Origin of the sequence: Guptibacillus spartinae (assembly GCF_028610625.1) — a bacterium.
GTDB classification, from domain to species: Bacteria; Bacillota; Bacilli; order Bacillales; family Guptibacillaceae; genus Guptibacillus; species Guptibacillus spartinae.
The window spans coordinates 61,019-77,528 of the sequence record NZ_JAQQWU010000007.1 but is presented as its reverse complement, the minus strand read 5'-3'; the positions used below and the strand labels follow the sequence as shown (position 1 = coordinate 77,528).

Genomic DNA, 16,510 nt, shown 5'->3' with positions numbered 1-16,510 from the left:
ATAAGGAGGCCATCATATGCTTTGTGATCATTGTCAACAAAACCAGGCTTCGATTCAATTGAATGTTCAAGTGAATCAAAATAAGAAAAGAGTTAATCTTTGTAGCACGTGTTACGCAAAAGTGATGAATGGTCAAACAGCTTCATCACCAAAAGGTCAAATGGATGATTTCTTTCAATCCTTTATGGCATCTGGGCAAAATGATTTTACTTCTCAAGAAGAAGGACCACAAACTGAATCAGGGAATGGAAAAGGCGGCTTACTTGATAATCTCGGAAGAAATTTATCCGACGCAGCAAAAGCTGGTTTAATTGACCCGGTAATCGGAAGAGAGAACGAAGTAGCCAGAGTCATTGAAACATTAAACCGTCGAAATAAAAATAATCCCGTTTTAATTGGGGAAGCAGGGGTCGGAAAAACAGCCATTGCTGAAGGCCTTGCACTAAGAATTTCAGAAGGGCAAGTTCCTTCTAAATTAAAAAATAAAGAAATCTATCTATTAGATGTCGCTTCTCTTGTGTCGAATACCGGTATTCGTGGCCAGTTTGAAGAACGAATGAAGCAATTAATTACAGAACTACAAAGTCGAAAAAATGTGATTTTATTTGTAGATGAGCTCCATCAAATTGTAGGAGCAGGTTCTGCCGAAGGATCAATGGATGCGGGGAACATTTTAAAGCCAGCCCTTGCTCGAGGAGAGCTTCAATTAATCGGTGCTACGACGCTTAAAGAGTATCGTCAAATTGAAAAAGATGCCGCATTAGAACGTCGCTTCCAACCTGTAATGGTAAATGAGCCGACAGTAGAAGAGGCGATTGAGATTTTAAAAGGTCTGCAGCCAAAATATGAAGAATATCATGAAGTGAAATATACAGATGAAGCCATTCGAGCTTGTGTATCATTATCGAACCGATTCATCCAAGATCGTTTTCTTCCAGATAAAGCGATTGATTTGATGGATGAAGCAGGTGCGAAAATGAACTTAACATTTGCTGTATCGAACCACGATGAAATTCAAGAGCGACTTCAACAAATTGCTACTGAAAAAAACAAGGCAGCGGAGGCGGAAGATTATGAGCTTGCTGCAAAATTAAGAACAGAAGAATTACAGCTTGAGAAACAGCTTGAGGAAACATTGAAAAGTAACTCGAATATAAACCATTCAGTCGATCTTGAAGAAATTCAGCAGATCGTTGAGGGTAAAACAGGTATTCCTGTTCGAAAACTTCGAGAAGATGAGCAAACGAAAATGAAAAATCTTGCCGAACGACTTAATGACAAAGTTATTGGGCAGGAAGATGCTGTGAACAAAGTAGCGAAAGCTATTCGCAGAAGTCGTGCAGGGTTAAAACGTCAAAATCGACCAATTGGTTCTTTCCTATTTGTAGGACCTACTGGTGTAGGGAAAACCGAGCTATCACGCTCCCTTGCAGAAGAAATGTTTGGGGACCGAGAAGCCATGATTCGACTCGATATGAGTGAATATATGGAGAAACACTCTGTCTCAAAATTGATTGGTTCCCCTCCAGGGTACGTGGGTCATGAGGAAGCAGGACAATTAACAGAAAGAGTACGTCGTAAACCATATAGCATCATTTTAATTGATGAAGTGGAAAAAGCTCATCCAGATGTGCAAAATATGTTCCTTCAAATCCTTGATGATGGTCGTCTCACAGATAGCCAGGGTAGAACGGTTAGCTTTAAAGATACGGTTATTATTATGACCAGTAATGCTGGAACATCTGAACGTAGAATTACAGTTGGTTTTGAGTCCGCAGAAAGCTATACAGGAGTTATGGAAAGCTTAGGTGGTTACTTCAGACCTGAATTCCTAAACCGTTTTGATGGAATTATTCCGTTTAGATCGCTTGAACAGTCTAGTCTTGTTACGATCGTAGACTTAATGATTAATGATTTAGATGAAAGTCTTGAAGAGCAGAACATTTCTCTAACGATTAGTGAAGCAGCGAAAGAGAAGTTGGCGGAATTAGGTTATAATCCACAGTTTGGTGCTCGACCTCTTCGTAGAGTCATTGAAGAACATGTTGAAGATGGTATTGCAGATTTGCTTGTTGATGAAGGCAGCATTCAAGAGGTAACGGTTGAAATTGTAGAAAATGAAATTGTTGTCTCACGAAAAAAATAAATGGTTAAGACAAGAAAGTCGCTCTGAAAAAAGGAGCGGCTTTTTTCGTTAGTTTTTACAAAAATAGGGAAGGTATTAATAAGAATCCTGATTCCTTTCTTTCTAGTAACATTGTCGAATTTTAAATGATTCTGACTTCTTTTGCGGTTACGAGTCGAAAAGTCAGAATATTAGTTAAAATAAGTTATGAAATCTGCTACGTTAGATAAGGAAGGTCAGGAACGACTTCTCTACTATTTTATAAAGGAGCGAGAACAAAATGGAACTGGATCAGTTAGAGTTGAACCAGACGTTACAAGAAAGTCAGCCAGAAGGTAAGACAATTCCATATTTAACAGCACTAATTGGATGGAGTCTTCCCGCAATTGAGGCCTGTGACAAGTTGAATCGGCCTTTCGTAGTGGTGGGTCCTCCTGATTTTAAGGATTATGCCGAAAAGCATGACATCACCTTTGTAGGGTGGGAGTTTGACAGATTGAATGAAGGTTCAGACAAACTTTACAAACAACTCAAAGCACTTGGAGCTGAAGTAGCAGTTCCTCTTTATGAAGAATGTGTGGAATGGGCTGGAGCACTAAATTCACGCTTTAGAGAAGAACCAAGGCTTTTTAACCGTTCTCTGTTACTAAGAGATAAAGGAATGATGAAAAGAAAAGCACAGATGGCCGGAATTAAAGTAGGCGTCTTTGAAGAAGCAAGGGATAAAGAAGATGTAAAACGCTTCCTAAAAAGAGTGAATGATGCTCTTTTGAAAGTGGATGGAGATAAAAATGAGCCGATCCACTGCAAGCCATTAGATAAAGCTGGTTCCGTAGGACACCGAGCTATTGATGATCCTTCAGATATTGATGCACTAACCGATAGCGATTTTCCACTCCTTATGGAAAGTCATCTTGATGGACAAGAATTTTCATGTGAAGTTTTTGTTCATGGTGGAAAAATTCAATTTCTTAATATTACGGAGTATGTGAAGCTTGGTTATTCAAATTTCGTTCCGCCTTCTCCATCACTTGAAGAGAAGCGCCCGATTATTCGAAAAGCGATTGAACAATTAATTGAAGCTTTTGAGATTGAAAATGGCGTTATCCATCCTGAATACTTTATTATGCCTGATGGTACGCTACATTTTGGAGAAGTAGCAGCGCGTGTTCCGGGTGGACATATTTTTGACCTCATTGAAAGGGCTTATGGATTTAGCGCCTATGAAGCACAAATTCTTTGTAGTGATCCAAATACAACGGAAGAAGAGTTAAGAAAGTTCTTCCCAGCTGAAGACGATGCATTAGGATATGCAGGGTGCTTGATGGTTCATCCTCATGTAAATTACATTGAGAAGTTAACCATTCCTGAAGAACTTGAAGAACATTCCTTCTTTGAGAAACATGATATGTTTACGCCTCCACAAGGAAAAGTGGCAGAACGCGTTGGGTTTGGAAATCACTATGGAACCATTTTCTTTTTTGGAGATGATAGTGCAGAGATGACTCGTTTACTTGTAGACTATGAAAAGTATGATTTCTATTTGTAGGATAATATTTTTACAATAAAGGAGAATTTGGCATGCCATCTGAAGTAACAGAAGGAAAGATTGCAAGGTTTTCCAGATCACTGTCGCGTTTAGAGGAAGCGCCTTCTTATGCGAAATCGCGCTATCAGACAGATGTATTTCAAGAGGCAAATCGCCTTTTGGAAACGGAAGAAGGTCTTGAATTTCTTTATCAGTATGCTCATCGATTTGATGCAGCTGGTGTTTTTCAAGATGGCCCTTGGGAAGATCCATCGAAGCTCCAGCCACCGCTTGTGGCTGGATCTCTCCAGGCGAAAGGGCTTCCTTATGTAATCGAGATGCTGAGTGATCTCCGCATGCTTGCTATAGCAGAAGGAAAAGGAGAACATCCAAAAGTTTCTCAAGAGATGGCCATGGATTTCTTAAACGAAGTGATGGCACTTAATCTTGATTTGCTTTTCCCAAATGCATCAGAGGCTTCTCGAATTGAGGAAAAAGAAAACACGGTAGAAACTCAGCGACTCTTTCAATTTATCTCACAATATCTTTCTTCTAGTGCTTTATCAGAGACGCTTATATATGAAATTGAGCGCTTAACAGCACAGCGACCAATCACAGTAAAAAGAACCGTTTCGATGATTAAAATGGCGAAAGAAATGCTTCGGTCTGAAACAAGTGACGATCAGCGTGCGATGCTAGAATCATACGTTTCTTCTATTGAAGGACCATCCCAGTTAAGTCGTTCCTATCAGCAGGCGAATGAGTACCGCAAACAACTGATGTCGCTATCGACAGAAGAGCTCAGAAAAGAGAGTGAGCAGCTTGGTCTCTCCATGCGAAAAACGGGCCTTTGTTCACCGCATCACAGTGTACTTGCGCGTTTCCTAAGCAGAAAATCGCCTCATCTACTTCCTGTATTGCTGCAATTAACTGGGAAGGGGAAAGCGAATCTCGAAGAGCACGCGGAGCTCGTTCACCAGCTTATTAAAGTTTCGCTCTTTCCATCGACTTGTCAATCGGTTTATGGACTAGCCTTATTGTTAGAAAGAGGCGTCCTTTCTGCGTCACCGGTAATTCCTGGGTTGAGGCGAATGATTGAGCTTGATATTCGTCCAGAAGTGCGAAGTGCGTTATTTAATACGGTGAGTGAAGGCGAAGGTTTAACGGCAAACAGCATCTTGTTATCAGGGGTGATTAGCGTTCTCGGGCAACCGCTTGGTGTTGGACAAGGTCTAAACCCAACTTGTCAGGCCGCAAGAGGAATTAGTCTCTGGGCTCAACATGCGCCAGGATACTTGCTAGAGATCATTCCAAGAGCTGCAAGAGATGGGGATATCGATATGGTCTTTGAAGGGGTTCAAATTCATTCGAAAGACCTTCAAGGTGGACTCGCGCCCGATCTCCATCCGGAACTTGATCCTGTATCGCTTGTCCTCGTTCCTCATCTTGATCGCATTTATAGTGAGATGATGAGTAGAGTCGCACTTAGAGGAGAAGATGGCCATCGCTGGGTTAACCCTGCATTTTATGGGAATTGGGTGCAAAAAGGGTTTAGCACGGTCATTGAACCGATTACAGGTAGCGTGACGGATTATCCAGGTTTCGTTAGGTTATTTTATGCAACCCATCATCCCGAATACAATGATGATTATGAATTAATCTATCCAAATCCAGTGGGGATTTTCATTACAAATGTCCATGGGAAAATGCTAGGTTTTCATGCTGTTTCCATTCAAAGAATTGCTAAAAGTCCAGATGGAGAATATCGCGTCTACTTTTATAACCCGAATAACGATGGTTCTCAAAATTGGGGGCAAGGAATTGAATGTACGGTTATGGGAAAAGGAGAACTTTCAGGTGAAAGCTCGCTACCTTTTGAAGAGTTTACTTCACGTTTATATGCTTTTCACTATAACCCGTATGAACAGGGAGATGCTTATGCCGTTGAAGCAGAAAACATCTCGATGGTGAAGTCTCTTGCTAAAGAAAGCTGGGGTCATGAATACACCTGGATCAGTAAGTAAATGGTAAGATGCATAGTCATCTAAATAGTAAAGCGTCAGGTAAATGATTTGTTTCCTGACGCTTTTTTTGATTTACTTAATTTATATTAAAAGGAGGCGTTCTCATGATCGAGCATGTTGTGTTATTTAAGTTTAGTGATGAAACCACGGTAGAGCAGAAAGAAGAAGGTATGAGAAGATTACTTAAAGTAAAAGACAAAATTCCAGGGATTGTTGATATTCAATCGGGAAATAACTTTTCTGATCGAAGTCAGGGGTTTGAAAGTGGACTAACGGTCCGCTTTGAATCCAAAGAAGCACTAGAGGCATATGGCCCTCATCCAGCTCATCAAGAAGTAGTAGCTTATCTTAAAGAAGTAGGAATGACTGATGTGCTAGCACTTGATTTTGAATGTTTGTAACAAGACAAAGGAGGATTTACATATGAAGGGATTTATTCACGGTGGGCGCGCAGGTAAATTAGGATTAGCACTGAAAAAGCACCTTACTGAACAAGAGCCTCAACGTGGTGAAGTGAAAATTAAACTTAAGGCTGCTGGCTTGAATCATCGCGATTTATTTATCCCTGACCGGCATGATCCGGAGGAGGCAGATGTTGTCCTTGGATCAGATGGAGCTGGAGTCGTCATCGCAGTTGGCGAAGGGGTGAATGAGATTCAGGAAGGCGAGGAGGTCATCATCAATCCCGGTCTTGGGTGGGAAAAAAACGCCAGTACTCCTCCAGAAGGTTTTCAAATTGTTGGCTTTCCTGGACACGGTACTTTTGCAGAAACAATCGTTGTTCCGGCTTCAAATGCCGTGAAAAAGCCTGAAAGCCTTACTTTTGAAGAAGCAGCTGTCATAGGCTTAGCGGGATTAACAGCCTACCGTTCTTTGTTTACGAGAGGACAACTGCAAAGTGGACAAACCGTCTTTATTCCTGGAGTTGGAGGAGGCGTTGCGACATTTTTGCTGAAATTTGCCAAGGCAGCAGGAGCAAGGGTGATTGTAAGTTCAAGAAGTGAGGAGAAACGTCAATTAGCCCTAACGCTTGGTGCAGATCTTGCACTTGCTGATGATGCAGATTGGGTAGAAGAAACCACTAATGAGAAAGTGGACTTAGTAATTGAAAGTGTTGGAGCAGCAACCTTTAATCGCTCTCTTGAAGTGTTAGAAAAAGGTGGGACGCTTGTCATTTTTGGTTCTTCAACAGGAGATAAAATTGAATTTGATTTGCGTACATTCTTTTATGGGCAATATAACTTGCTTGGCTCGACGATGGGAAGCGCTGAAGAATTTAATGAAATGGTTGCCTTTATACAGGAGAATTCTATAAAACCAGTTATGGATAGGGTATACAACTTACAAGACATTCAAGAAGCATTTGAACATTTGAACGAGAGTCATCAATTTGGAAAAATAGCAGTAAAGATTTCTAGCATATAGAAAAGGAAGCCGACCGGCTTCCTTTTCTATATTAATAGTAATACGGAGGGTAACCATAACCATAGTACGGATATGGTCGATAAAAAGGGATTAGACTAAGTGCGGCGAGGCCAGCTAATGGGAAGAAAAAACTCCCGAATCTACGATAGGGGCCGAATTGTCTTTGCATTTCCTGTTCATCACTTACTTCAACTTCCTGGGGAATCATTAAGCACATATGCTCATCATCTGAACCCATAATAATCCCTTCATATTCTACGCCATCTTGCATTCTTACTTTAGCATGGTAGCTATGATAACGTTGACATAGTTGTTTCATATCTCCATGAAGCTGTTTTTCTTCACCAAACATCATTGCGCCTTGAACAGCCTGGTTAGGCATGTTCCCCTGCATTGCGCCTTGAACGGCATGATTAGGCATGTTTCCTTGCATTGCGCCTTGAACGGCATGATTAGGCATGTTTCCTTGCATTGCGCCTTGAACGGCATGATTAGGCATGTTTCCTTGCATTGCGCCTTGAACGGCATGATTAGACATGTTCCCCTGCATTGCACCCTGAACGCCATCATTCATTTGATTACCGTACATGTTCATAAGCAGTTCCTCCTTTACACAACACAGGATATTCACCCATACATGAAACAGTTACTAACCATATTCATTTTTTGGGCGAAACGTTGAGAAAGATATGTTCTTTCTTGAAATTTCCATAGAGAAACTATACGATAAGTTCAAATGACCTTACATATAGAGGTGAAAGATGAAAGGCTTTTATTTAACTCGAACAGAAATGGGAACTATTTTACAAACCATTCGAAAGCAAGAAATGCCGGACAGGATCTTAATGAAGGCAATCAAACGGTCTGGATGTAAAAAAGAACAATTACCAACGATTTTTAGTAAATTATCAAAAGCTAGTGAAGGGAATTTTGGGTTATCAATAAATGAAATTGTGACACTTGGCAATCAGCTTGAGTACGCAAGTTTTCGTTCGACGGCTGTTCAAAATTGGGTGAAAAGAGACATCAAAGATTGGATTGGCGCACCTCAGCTAGGAAAAAAATACGCCATTGAACAAGCGGCAATTTTATTTATTGTAGAAGATCTGAAGAATACACATGATTTTGAAAGTATTCGTCTACTTCTAAAGTTTGCCTTTAACAATCCGGCTGATCGAAATGATGACTTAATTGATCCCCTCGCTTTTTACACGGCTTATTCGCAATTATTTGAAGCGATCCATAAGAAAGTAAAACCTTCGAAGGAAGATCTTAGAAAGCAGGCTATGGAGTTATCCTCCATTTTTACAGACCTAACTGAAAAGCAAAAAAAAGATATTGAAAAATTGCTTATCTCTGCCGCACTTTCCGTTCAAGCTTCTTATTATCAATCATTATCGAAACAATATCTTGAAGAGGTCTGGAAGTGAGAAGTGATTTTGAGAATGGGGCAACAAAATCGAGCTGCTTCCTCCAATTAGGCCGCAGCTCGTTTCATTTATTCAACTGAAAAATTGATGGATTGTTTGTATTGCTCATCTGTAGCGAGCCACATTTCTAATGTATAGTCTCCTGGTGAGAGGTCTTCAATCATAATCGTATATTCGAGTACTTCGGCTTGTTTTAGTTCTACATTCTCTTTTTCTTTTGCAAAGCTCTTATTAGCTGAATAGGATTTCAGGGTCTCTCCTTTATCATTAGAGAGGACATAGTCATACTTTTGACTACTTGGAAAGTGAATCGTTTGAACTTGCTCGGTTTGATTTTGAAGACGGTATAAGACGGTGGCAGTATTATTTTTTATTGCTTTTAGCGTAAGCGTTGGTTCTAGCGAGCCGGCGACAATACCAGAAGAACCTGACACCTCTTCACTACTTTTGTTATTTGTGTTCATGAATGAATCCTCCTCTCCACATCCAGCTAAAGTAAGGAGGAGCATTGTTCCAATCATCGCGTATTTTAACATCCCATCACTCCTTTCTTGATTAGACGAGATGGAGGTTTCGAAAGTTACAATTCTTTTGAACAAGCAGCAAAAAACAGGATATACAGTTGGATAACCCATATAATAGAGGGACAGGTTTAGTGAAAGGAGATCGATAGAATGAGGCCGTCATTGGTAGATATACATGCCAAGATAAATGATAGAAGTGCAGGTGTTCTTGGAAATGAACGGTTCTATAAATTTGCTGTTTTCCTGCCTTTAATTGAACGTCAGGGAGAACTGCATGTTTTATTTGAAGTAAGAGCTCACACGCTTAGAAGGCAGCCTGGAGAAGTTTGCTTCCCAGGAGGAAAAGTAGACCGCCATGATCAAAGCCCTAAAAAAGCAGCGATTAGAGAAACGTGCGAGGAGCTAGGGATTCTTGAAAGGGAAGTATCTGTTATTGGAGAATTAGATTTCCTTGTGACCTCTTTTCAATCCATTGTTTATCCTTTTGCAGGGGTGATTAACGTAGCTTCTGAATTATCTCCTAATCCAGATGAGGTTGAGGAGGTTTTCACAGTACCTCTTTCCCATTTTATTAACCATCCACCAGAGCGTCACGATATTCGTGTTCATGTTCAGCCTGATGACAGCTTTCCCTTTCACCTTATTCCAAATGGTGAAGATTACAACTGGTCTTCCTCAAGTATGCCTGAGTTTTTTTATTACTATCGTGATTATGTGATTTGGGGAATGACAGCAAGGATTTTGTATCATTTCATTCAATTATTGGATGTGGAATAAGCTATTGAGCTCATTTTTGAACGAGAGGTATTGTGAATTAATTGAAATATAGGTAAACTAGAAAAGGTCGATTTATGTCGGTTTTTTCTAGTTTTTTATTTGGGACAAAAAAGTACTGGCTGGAATTTTGCTTTAAAAAATGAACTAAACGACAAAAATCAACAATTAGGTACGAAAAATTAAATGGATAAAAGCGCATATATAGAGAGAATGCCAAACATTTCATAGGGGGAAAACAATGTTAACGATTATTTTTGTTTTACTTGCCGCGTCACTTGGTTTCTTTATTTACTCATATTTCGTAAAGGATTATGCGAAAGAAGTGAAAGGACAAGTTGATGATGTTTATATTAACTTAATGAAAGAACTTAAGACAGTGAAAAAAAGAACTGAAATGTTAGAAAGCAAAACAAAGTCAGTAAGTGGTGGTCCAAATGAGTAAGCAAGAAGCAAAAGGAATTGCAGCCGGTCTTCTGTTTGCAGCGGTTCTTTTAACTGCTTACTATTTTATGTTTTCACAAGCTAAAGCAGAAGAAAATGAAGTGACAGATGCAATGGTTAAACAGCATTTAGAGGAAAAAGGCATGGTTATGGTTGCGAAGGAAGAATATGAATCTCTTAAAGAAGCAGAAAAGCCTGTCGTTGAACAAGAGAGGGAAACACAGGATGTTAAGAAAGAGGATAAGCCTGAAGAGATTAACTTCACCATTAAAGAAGGCATGACGAGTCAGGAAGTGGCGCAAAGTCTTCAGGATCAGAAATTAGTCAAGAAATCGAATGACTTTATTAAAACACTCCGAGACATGGATAAAGAAATGGCAGTACAACCAGGCGATTACACCTTAAACACAGACATGTCTTCTGCTGATATAGTGGAAGAAATTACGAGATAGAGGAAAACACCCGGCAAACCTGTGCCGGGTGTTTTTCCTATTGTAATCAATTCTATTAGGTTATCTGGCGTAAGAGTTAATTTAGCGGGATACTGTTAGGGGAAGATGGAATCGTTAGAGGTTTGTCTAATGAATAGCTTCCAATTTTGTCAAAACCCGTATTTTCAAAACGAATGGTTGCATAATCGTATTGGGATGCAACAAGCATTATTGCTTCAATTGTTTGCATGGCTTCTTCTTCCGATGCAAAAGTGCTTTCTTCTGTAAAAGCAATGGTTGCTTCTGATCCGTTTCCATCGAAAGAGTAGATGGAAACGGATGCTGGAATGGATGGGATGAGCGAAGGAGTGTTTGGATCACCATTTTTCATAAGAGAGAGAGCTACATCCATCTCAGCTCCTTCTTTACCTTGAAGGGCCGGTCCGTTTACGAGATAATGCCTACCAGTACTAGACTCATAAAGATAAAAAGGGGTCGGTTCCTTGTTCACTACAGGATCAGCTTCACCAAAATTCCCCAATGTGTATCCTTCTTCTCCATTCGTTTGCCAGTTAATTTGGGCCGCTCCAAGGCTTTTTGCCAATTGCTGAACGCTATCGTTTAGCATGATCGATTCAATAGATGAAAGTCCATCACCAGGTTCAGGAAAGCTGACAACAAGCGTTGGATTTTCACTTGTAGTAATAAACTCAAACGTCGCTTTGCTTAGCGGTGTGCGTTCAAATTCATAATCGGAAGCAGGAAAGTTCGTTAATATAAAATCGATATTTTCCTGTATACTCTTGCTCTCATCTAATGAAAAGGAAAGCGGTACGAGTAGCGTGCTTACTGGGTCAGGGTACGAAATGACGACACTTTTCCCATCAGATTGCTGAAATGCTGGGATGTAGTTATTAAACGTTGTCGGCTCTTCAGCAGGTGCTAAAGTGGCTTGTTCTGCTTTTGAATCAATTCCATTAATCGAAGGAGTAGAACTTGTTTCGTTTGAATCAGATTGGGTGATCGCTATATTTGAAGCATCGTTATTTTGGGTGAAAAGACCAGGCGTAATGAGAACAGCAAGTAATAACACCATAACAGCAGCAATTCCTGGGATGATCCAGGGTGTTTTCTTTTTCGTTGATTTCAACATCTGTTCATTCCTTTTTTTCTCGATATTTTCATAAATCGTTTGTTTGCTTCTTTCATCTTTTACAACGGGTAGCTGTGAAAGAAGGGATTTTGTACGATCGTTCATCATAAGACCCCCTTTAGTTGATGATTAGATGGATCATCGACAAGTTCTCTTAAGGCTTTAATCGCCCTGTGCTGAGTTGTTTTCACTTTACTAACACTCCAATTTAGAATTTCGGCGGTTTCGTTTATGGAGAGTTCTTGAATATAGCGAAGAATAAGAACCTGCTGCTGATCAAGTGTGCATTCTCTTAAACACTTATAAATGGTCTGCACTTCTTCCTTTTGAAGCAGAATTTCTTCTGGAAGAGGGGCATCGTCTTTTGGCTGCTGTTTGTTAAAATCAAACTTACTAAGCCATCTCGATGTTCTTCGGTTGTGCGTTCGTAAATAATCGATTGCGATATTTCTAGCAATGGCAAAGAGCCACGTCTTTTCATTGCTTCGTTCCTCGTAATTGTGGTAAGAACGAAGCACATTAATATAGACTTCTTGAACGAGTTCTTCTGCAATGGCCCTATTCTTTACCATATAAAATAAAAATTGAAATAAGTTCGTATGATAGTGGTCGTACAAACGCTCAAATGTCTTATCCATTCTCAGCCCTCCTTCTTCTATAAAACAAAACGAGTTATCGATGGAAAAGGTTACAGAAAGATTACAAAAAGAGGGGCATTTGTTCACAAATGATAGAAAAGTGGGATTCCTTTTGAATTTTCCTATTTTTCGATAAAATGGGATTCAGCTACCATTTCGGAAAGGAGAATGAGATGCAGTCATCCATAAAGTCACAGAATTCGTCCATTTTCTATGGCTGGTATATTGTCATAGTAGCTGCTATCGCCGTCTTTTTTTCAGGACCGGGACAAACTTATGGCGTTTCTGTTTTCATAGACTATTATATTCAAGAATTTGGGTGGAGTCGATCGCTTGTTTCCGGGATTTATTCAACTGCGACATTAGCAGCAGGGCTTTTATTATTCCTCGTTGGAAGATTGATAGATAAGCTCGGTCAGCGCTAAATGTTGCTAACGGTAGGAGCGTTTCTTGCAGTTGCTTGCTTTTGGAACAGCCTAGTTCATGGGCCTGTCATGCTATTTATAGGCTTTTTTATGCTCAGACTATTTGGTCAAGGATCGATGACGCTCATACCAAATACGCTAGTTCCTCAATGGTTTGTATTAAAGCGTGGCAGAGCATTAAGTTTTATGGCGATTGGCGGATTCCTCAGTTCAGCTTCTTTCCCACCGCTGAACACATGGTTAATTTCCTCTTTCGGCTGGGAAAATGCGTGGAGAATTCTAGGTATGGCTCTTATTATCGTTTTTTTACCTGTTGTTTATTTTGTTGTGAAGAATAAGCCTGAAGATATCGGCCTTCTTCCTGATAATGCCGTTTCGAAAAAAAGGCTAGAACGCCGAGAAGAGAAATTAGAAGAAGAAGAGGATAAGAGCTTTGAAGTAAATTGGACGGTTAAAGAAGCTATGAAAACAAGAGCATTTTGGCTAATTCTCTTTTGTGTTAGTATCCCAGCCCTAGTAAATACCGGCTTAACTTTTCATTTGTTCTCAATACTAGGAGAGCAGGGGGTGCCAGGTAGTACAGCTGCCATTATCTTGAGTATTATGGCAATTGTCGGTTTTCCCGTAACAATGGTATCTGGATTTCTTCTTGAGCGGGTTCATGTACATATTGTGCTTGGACTATCTTTTATCGGCCAAATCATATTTATTGTTTTGCTAACTCAAGTTCAATGCTATTCACTTGCCATTGTATTTGCTGTTATTTGGGGAGTTATTGGGGGATTTGAACGAATCACATTAAATATTATATGGCCAAACTATTTTGGAAGAGAACATCTCGGAAGTATTAAAGGAATTGCAACCACAACAATGGTTATTGGTTCAGCTTTTGGACCACTTCCATTCGGAATCGCATTTGATTTTTTTGGTGGTTATACAGAAATTTTATTAATGATCCTCATCTTTCCAATTCTGGGTTCCATTGCTGCATTTCTGTCACCACCACCACAAAAACAAACCTAACTAAGCGCTTCTTCTGTCAATCGGAAGGAGCGCTTACTTGTGTATAAGTGAATAAACAACTACATCATAGTACCGCTGATGCATATAGATGTGATCAAGAAAATGACCCTCTTTATGAAAACTTAATTGTTCAAGGCGTTTCACAGCGGAACGGTTATCTTCAATCGTTTGAGCATAAATTTTATGAAGCTTCATTTGTTGAAAACCATAATCAATAATAGCTTTGGCAGCCTCTAGTCCATAACCACCGCTCCAAAACTTTCTTGATAGGATAGCCCCAATCTCTGCTTTAGCTGATGTACGATCCCAGTTTTGAAATCCAGCTGTACCGATTAATTCTCCTGAATTCTTTAAGCGAACGCCAAATCGAATCGTATGTGTCAATAAAATGGAAGCAGGGTCTTTAAATGCTTGAATATAGTGAAGCGCCTGAGTTTTTGTTTTCATCACTTTTCCACCGTCAAAATACGTAACATGTGGATCTGAAAAAATCGAATAAAGAGGTGTTTGATCTTCTTCTTTCAGAGCAGTAAGGATAAGCCGTTTCGTCTCAATGTGAGGGAAATCATTCATGCATTTCACCGTCCTTTACCCTTAACATATGTTCTAAATTTAAAGGGTAGAGGGCGAATGTCACTTCGGATCGCCCGGATTAAATCGAGTCTCCGATACGAACTGTAATAAAATTTTTAAGTAGCGCTGAACGGTCCTTTTCATATTCTTCAAGAGTGAGCGTAGAGACTAGCTCATTGTCAAAGAGTAAAATGGAATGGTCTGAAACGTCACGATTGAACGAATATTGATACAAATATGAAAAACCAGGTCTTGTGGCAGGAAGCATGAGGTACGGCATCCGTGTTGCCCCTGGTCTTCTTCGCATGGCAAGTGCCTCGATCATCCCTCCAATGGTTCGAAAGCCTAGTCCATGACCAAAAAAAGTACCATCTCCCAAATCGACGACATTTTCACCCTGCCATTCGGGAGTAAGAGGATTTACGTCTGGATTCTTCACGTAGCGAATATCTCCTGGAAGATAATCGGGTGGAATGTTGTGTACAATTTGTAAGTCCTGATCGAATTTCCATCCCCATAAACGCATGTTGGCAAATAACGTATTAAATTTTTGAGGTGGTAACATTTTTACAGCAGCATGATAGAGAATGATAATCATGGCTGTCGCACATTCAAATGCATACATTGGTCCGTTTCGATAAATATCTAAAATTGCTTCAGAAGCTGGGACACCTGCTTTCAGCTGAAAGGCCCCATCGGGAAGCAGGTGCCAAAACATTGGATTACACCTCGATCGGTAGAAGTCAGCAAATTGAACGCCGCTATAATAAAGGTCTCGTGAACTATTTGTAATCGAAACGCGAAATCGAATTTCAAATAGTAGTGCATCAATGGATCTATAAGCGTACGTATAAGAACTCATTAGCATAATATCAAGAATCGTTTGTTCAAGAGGGCTTTGTATTCCAGCATTTACAATAGCTTCTTTACTTGGAATGCTACCTGCTATCGTAATCATGTTGAACCTCCTCCATGAACGTCAGCTGGGCACTCAAGGGGCGATTCATCCATTCCTTCCATTCTCTGCGTGACCTCATTCTTATTTTGTATGAAAGATTTGCTAACTGCTCTTTTTCTTGTTCAGAGAGGGTGTGAAATTCATTTTGTCTCAGGTTGGTAGTATGCAGGGGAAAGAAGGATTCACGATATTTTGTCTCATGATCGACAATATATGGTGCGAGCTCAGCGGTTAACTCATAACTGTTTTCATTATGAAGTAGGTAGGGAAGGTTCTCCTCATACCAGCCTCTAAAATAGGCATATGGTTCCTCATTTTGATCTAAACCAGGTATAAAGTGTAGTAGCTCTCTTGCAAAATTAACTTCTTCTTCGTTAGATGATAATAATTTTTCGCCGATTGGAAGAAGACTTCCAATATGATGAGAGGAAAAATAGGCCCAGGTAATATAGTGTGTTGAATGACCTGCGCGTTTCCGCTCGAAAAGTAATTTAGAAACAACTGAAAGATCATCTGGGTGCTGATAGATTGTTGTTAATAATCCAGCAGCTCGATCAACGACAAGTCGATATCGAGTGTTTAATTTCTCCTCACAGCCTGTTTCAACCATCCATCTTAAAACAGAATGAATATATTGTGGGAGATCACAAATGGAGTAGGGAAATGGCGCTGCTGGTGCACGCTCTTTTGCTAGAATATCTTTCTGAATGGATAAAGCAATTTTGTTACGATCTGATAAGTATTTGACTAACTGTTTCTCTTTAATATAAGAGGATAGAACATAAAGGGTTGGATACGTAAGGTCTTCTTCGTTTAATAGAGAAACGGCTCTTTTTTTATCGTATTCTATAAGGTTGTTCATATATTGCTGCAAAGGTTTTATTCCTTCTTTTTTTCTGAGCATTTCAAGTGAGACAGAGTGTTTCAATGTGTTGCCTCCTTTCGAAAGTACATTGTTATAAGCTTATTCGAAAGAAAAGCATTTCATCACTTCAAATATTGTTTCTGTCTTATGAAACCTTCACCAGTTGGTAA

The 16,510-nt window shown here is 39.8% G+C and carries 18 protein-coding genes; 11 read left to right on the top strand and 7 right to left on the bottom strand.

Annotated elements, in window-relative coordinates; genetic code table 11:
• The first annotated feature begins 16 nt into the window (after positions 1–16).
• From PQ511_RS13500 to PQ511_RS13480, 5 genes are all read left to right on the top strand, one after another.
• The gene (locus tag PQ511_RS13500) at positions 17–2,146 is read left to right on the top strand and encodes an ATP-dependent Clp protease ATP-binding subunit (RefSeq protein ID WP_273852435.1); all 2,130 of its coding nucleotides are present in this window, start codon (positions 17–19) and stop codon (positions 2,144–2,146) included.
• 259 nt (positions 2,147–2,405) lie between these two features.
• Complete coding sequence (locus PQ511_RS13495; protein WP_273852433.1) at positions 2,406–3,674, top strand: ATP-grasp domain-containing protein; 1,269 nt, start codon at positions 2,406–2,408, stop codon at positions 3,672–3,674.
• A 32-nt stretch (positions 3,675–3,706) separates the two neighbouring features.
• Complete coding sequence (locus PQ511_RS13490; protein WP_273852430.1) at positions 3,707–5,677, top strand: hypothetical protein; 1,971 nt, start codon at positions 3,707–3,709, stop codon at positions 5,675–5,677.
• A gap of 104 nt (positions 5,678–5,781) precedes the next feature.
• A complete protein-coding gene (locus PQ511_RS13485; RefSeq protein ID WP_273852429.1) occupies positions 5,782–6,078 on the top strand; it encodes a Dabb family protein in 297 nt (98 codons plus the stop codon).
• A gap of 22 nt (positions 6,079–6,100) precedes the next feature.
• Entirely contained in the window at positions 6,101–7,102 is a 1,002-nt protein-coding gene (locus PQ511_RS13480; protein ID WP_273852427.1) for a zinc-binding dehydrogenase, read from the top strand.
• Positions 7,103–7,133: 31 nt separating this feature from the next.
• On the opposite strand, the gene PQ511_RS13475 is transcribed toward PQ511_RS13480, so the two are convergent.
• The gene (locus PQ511_RS13475) at positions 7,134–7,697 is read right to left on the bottom strand and encodes a hypothetical protein (RefSeq protein ID WP_273852425.1); all 564 of its coding nucleotides are present in this window, start codon (positions 7,695–7,697) and stop codon (positions 7,134–7,136) included.
• A gap of 166 nt (positions 7,698–7,863) precedes the next feature.
• Between PQ511_RS13475 and PQ511_RS13470 the strand changes: the two genes are divergently transcribed.
• Positions 7,864–8,532, top strand: coding sequence for a DUF1836 domain-containing protein (locus PQ511_RS13470; protein ID WP_273852423.1), 669 nt, complete (start codon positions 7,864–7,866; stop codon positions 8,530–8,532).
• A gap of 68 nt (positions 8,533–8,600) precedes the next feature.
• Here PQ511_RS13470 and PQ511_RS13465 read toward each other — a convergent pair whose 3' ends face one another.
• Positions 8,601–8,996, bottom strand: coding sequence for a BsuPI-related putative proteinase inhibitor (locus tag PQ511_RS13465; RefSeq protein ID WP_273852421.1), 396 nt, complete (start codon positions 8,994–8,996; stop codon positions 8,601–8,603).
• Positions 8,997–9,206: 210 nt separating this feature from the next.
• Here PQ511_RS13465 and PQ511_RS13460 point away from each other — a divergent pair, with 210 nt between their 5' ends.
• From PQ511_RS13460 to PQ511_RS13450, 3 genes are all read left to right on the top strand, one after another.
• Positions 9,207–9,833, top strand: coding sequence for an NUDIX hydrolase (locus tag PQ511_RS13460; RefSeq protein WP_273852419.1), 627 nt, complete (start codon positions 9,207–9,209; stop codon positions 9,831–9,833).
• A 238-nt stretch (positions 9,834–10,071) separates the two neighbouring features.
• The gene (locus tag PQ511_RS13455; RefSeq protein WP_194220200.1) at positions 10,072–10,275 is read left to right on the top strand and encodes a hypothetical protein; all 204 of its coding nucleotides are present in this window, start codon (positions 10,072–10,074) and stop codon (positions 10,273–10,275) included.
• Positions 10,268–10,726 carry an endolytic transglycosylase MltG gene (locus PQ511_RS13450; protein ID WP_273852416.1) on the top strand — a complete coding sequence of 153 codons (459 nt, stop codon included), beginning with the start codon at positions 10,268–10,270 and terminating at the stop codon, positions 10,724–10,726. Before PQ511_RS13455 ends, PQ511_RS13450 begins: the two co-directional genes overlap by 8 nt.
• A 76-nt stretch (positions 10,727–10,802) precedes the next feature.
• On the opposite strand, the gene PQ511_RS13445 is transcribed toward PQ511_RS13450, so the two are convergent.
• Both PQ511_RS13445 and PQ511_RS13440 read right to left on the bottom strand, forming a co-directional pair.
• Entirely contained in the window at positions 10,803–11,963 is a 1,161-nt protein-coding gene (locus PQ511_RS13445; protein ID WP_273852414.1) for a hypothetical protein, read from the bottom strand.
• Complete coding sequence (locus tag PQ511_RS13440) at positions 11,963–12,496, bottom strand: RNA polymerase sigma factor SigX (protein WP_273852412.1); 534 nt, start codon at positions 12,494–12,496, stop codon at positions 11,963–11,965. The genes PQ511_RS13445 and PQ511_RS13440 overlap by 1 nt, the downstream gene beginning before the upstream one ends.
• A gap of 173 nt (positions 12,497–12,669) precedes the next feature.
• Between PQ511_RS13440 and PQ511_RS23675 the strand changes: the two genes are divergently transcribed.
• Positions 12,670–12,921 (top strand): hypothetical protein, encoded by a 252-nt coding sequence (locus PQ511_RS23675; RefSeq protein WP_337957771.1) that lies wholly within the window; start codon positions 12,670–12,672, stop codon positions 12,919–12,921.
• Positions 12,922–13,944 (top strand): MFS transporter, encoded by a 1,023-nt coding sequence (locus PQ511_RS13435; RefSeq protein WP_337957770.1) that lies wholly within the window; start codon positions 12,922–12,924, stop codon positions 13,942–13,944.
• Positions 13,945–13,977: 33 nt separating this feature from the next.
• Here PQ511_RS13435 and PQ511_RS13430 read toward each other — a convergent pair whose 3' ends face one another.
• From PQ511_RS13430 to PQ511_RS13420, 3 genes are all read right to left on the bottom strand, one after another.
• Positions 13,978–14,517: a GNAT family N-acetyltransferase gene (locus tag PQ511_RS13430; RefSeq protein WP_273852410.1), complete on the bottom strand. Its 540-nt coding sequence runs from the start codon at positions 14,515–14,517 to the stop codon at positions 13,978–13,980.
• A gap of 79 nt (positions 14,518–14,596) precedes the next feature.
• Complete coding sequence (locus PQ511_RS13425; protein ID WP_273852408.1) at positions 14,597–15,475, bottom strand: protein-glutamine gamma-glutamyltransferase; 879 nt, start codon at positions 15,473–15,475, stop codon at positions 14,597–14,599.
• Entirely contained in the window at positions 15,456–16,403 is a 948-nt protein-coding gene (locus tag PQ511_RS13420; protein WP_273852406.1) for a hypothetical protein, read from the bottom strand. The genes PQ511_RS13425 and PQ511_RS13420 overlap by 20 nt, the downstream gene beginning before the upstream one ends.
• Positions 16,404–16,510 lie beyond the last annotated feature (107 nt).

Bases quoted from the DNA above. Each gene is read 5' to 3' on its own strand.
- PQ511_RS13500 (WP_273852435.1), top strand. From the start codon at position 17: ATGCTTTGTGATCATTGTCAACAAAACCAGGCTTCGATTCAATTGAAT.
- PQ511_RS13495 (WP_273852433.1), top strand. From the start codon at position 2,406: ATGGAACTGGATCAGTTAGAGTTGAACCAGACGTTACAAGAAAGTCAG.
- PQ511_RS13490 (WP_273852430.1), top strand. From the start codon at position 3,707: ATGCCATCTGAAGTAACAGAAGGAAAGATTGCAAGGTTTTCCAGATCA.
- PQ511_RS13485 (WP_273852429.1), top strand. From the start codon at position 5,782: ATGATCGAGCATGTTGTGTTATTTAAGTTTAGTGATGAAACCACGGTA.
- PQ511_RS13480 (WP_273852427.1), top strand. From the start codon at position 6,101: ATGAAGGGATTTATTCACGGTGGGCGCGCAGGTAAATTAGGATTAGCA.
- PQ511_RS13475 (WP_273852425.1), bottom strand. From the start codon at position 7,697: ATGAACATGTACGGTAATCAAATGAATGATGGCGTTCAGGGTGCAATG.
- PQ511_RS13470 (WP_273852423.1), top strand. From the start codon at position 7,864: ATGAAAGGCTTTTATTTAACTCGAACAGAAATGGGAACTATTTTACAA.
- PQ511_RS13465 (WP_273852421.1), bottom strand. From the start codon at position 8,996: ATGAACACAAATAACAAAAGTAGTGAAGAGGTGTCAGGTTCTTCTGGT.
- PQ511_RS13460 (WP_273852419.1), top strand. From the start codon at position 9,207: ATGAGGCCGTCATTGGTAGATATACATGCCAAGATAAATGATAGAAGT.
- PQ511_RS13455 (WP_194220200.1), top strand. From the start codon at position 10,072: ATGTTAACGATTATTTTTGTTTTACTTGCCGCGTCACTTGGTTTCTTT.
- PQ511_RS13450 (WP_273852416.1), top strand. From the start codon at position 10,268: ATGAGTAAGCAAGAAGCAAAAGGAATTGCAGCCGGTCTTCTGTTTGCA.
- PQ511_RS13445 (WP_273852414.1), bottom strand. From the start codon at position 11,963: ATGAACGATCGTACAAAATCCCTTCTTTCACAGCTACCCGTTGTAAAA.
- PQ511_RS13440 (WP_273852412.1), bottom strand. From the start codon at position 12,496: ATGGATAAGACATTTGAGCGTTTGTACGACCACTATCATACGAACTTA.
- PQ511_RS23675 (WP_337957771.1), top strand. From the start codon at position 12,670: ATGCAGTCATCCATAAAGTCACAGAATTCGTCCATTTTCTATGGCTGG.
- PQ511_RS13435 (WP_337957770.1), top strand. From the start codon at position 12,922: ATGTTGCTAACGGTAGGAGCGTTTCTTGCAGTTGCTTGCTTTTGGAAC.
- PQ511_RS13430 (WP_273852410.1), bottom strand. From the start codon at position 14,517: ATGAATGATTTCCCTCACATTGAGACGAAACGGCTTATCCTTACTGCT.
- PQ511_RS13425 (WP_273852408.1), bottom strand. From the start codon at position 15,475: ATGATTACGATAGCAGGTAGCATTCCAAGTAAAGAAGCTATTGTAAAT.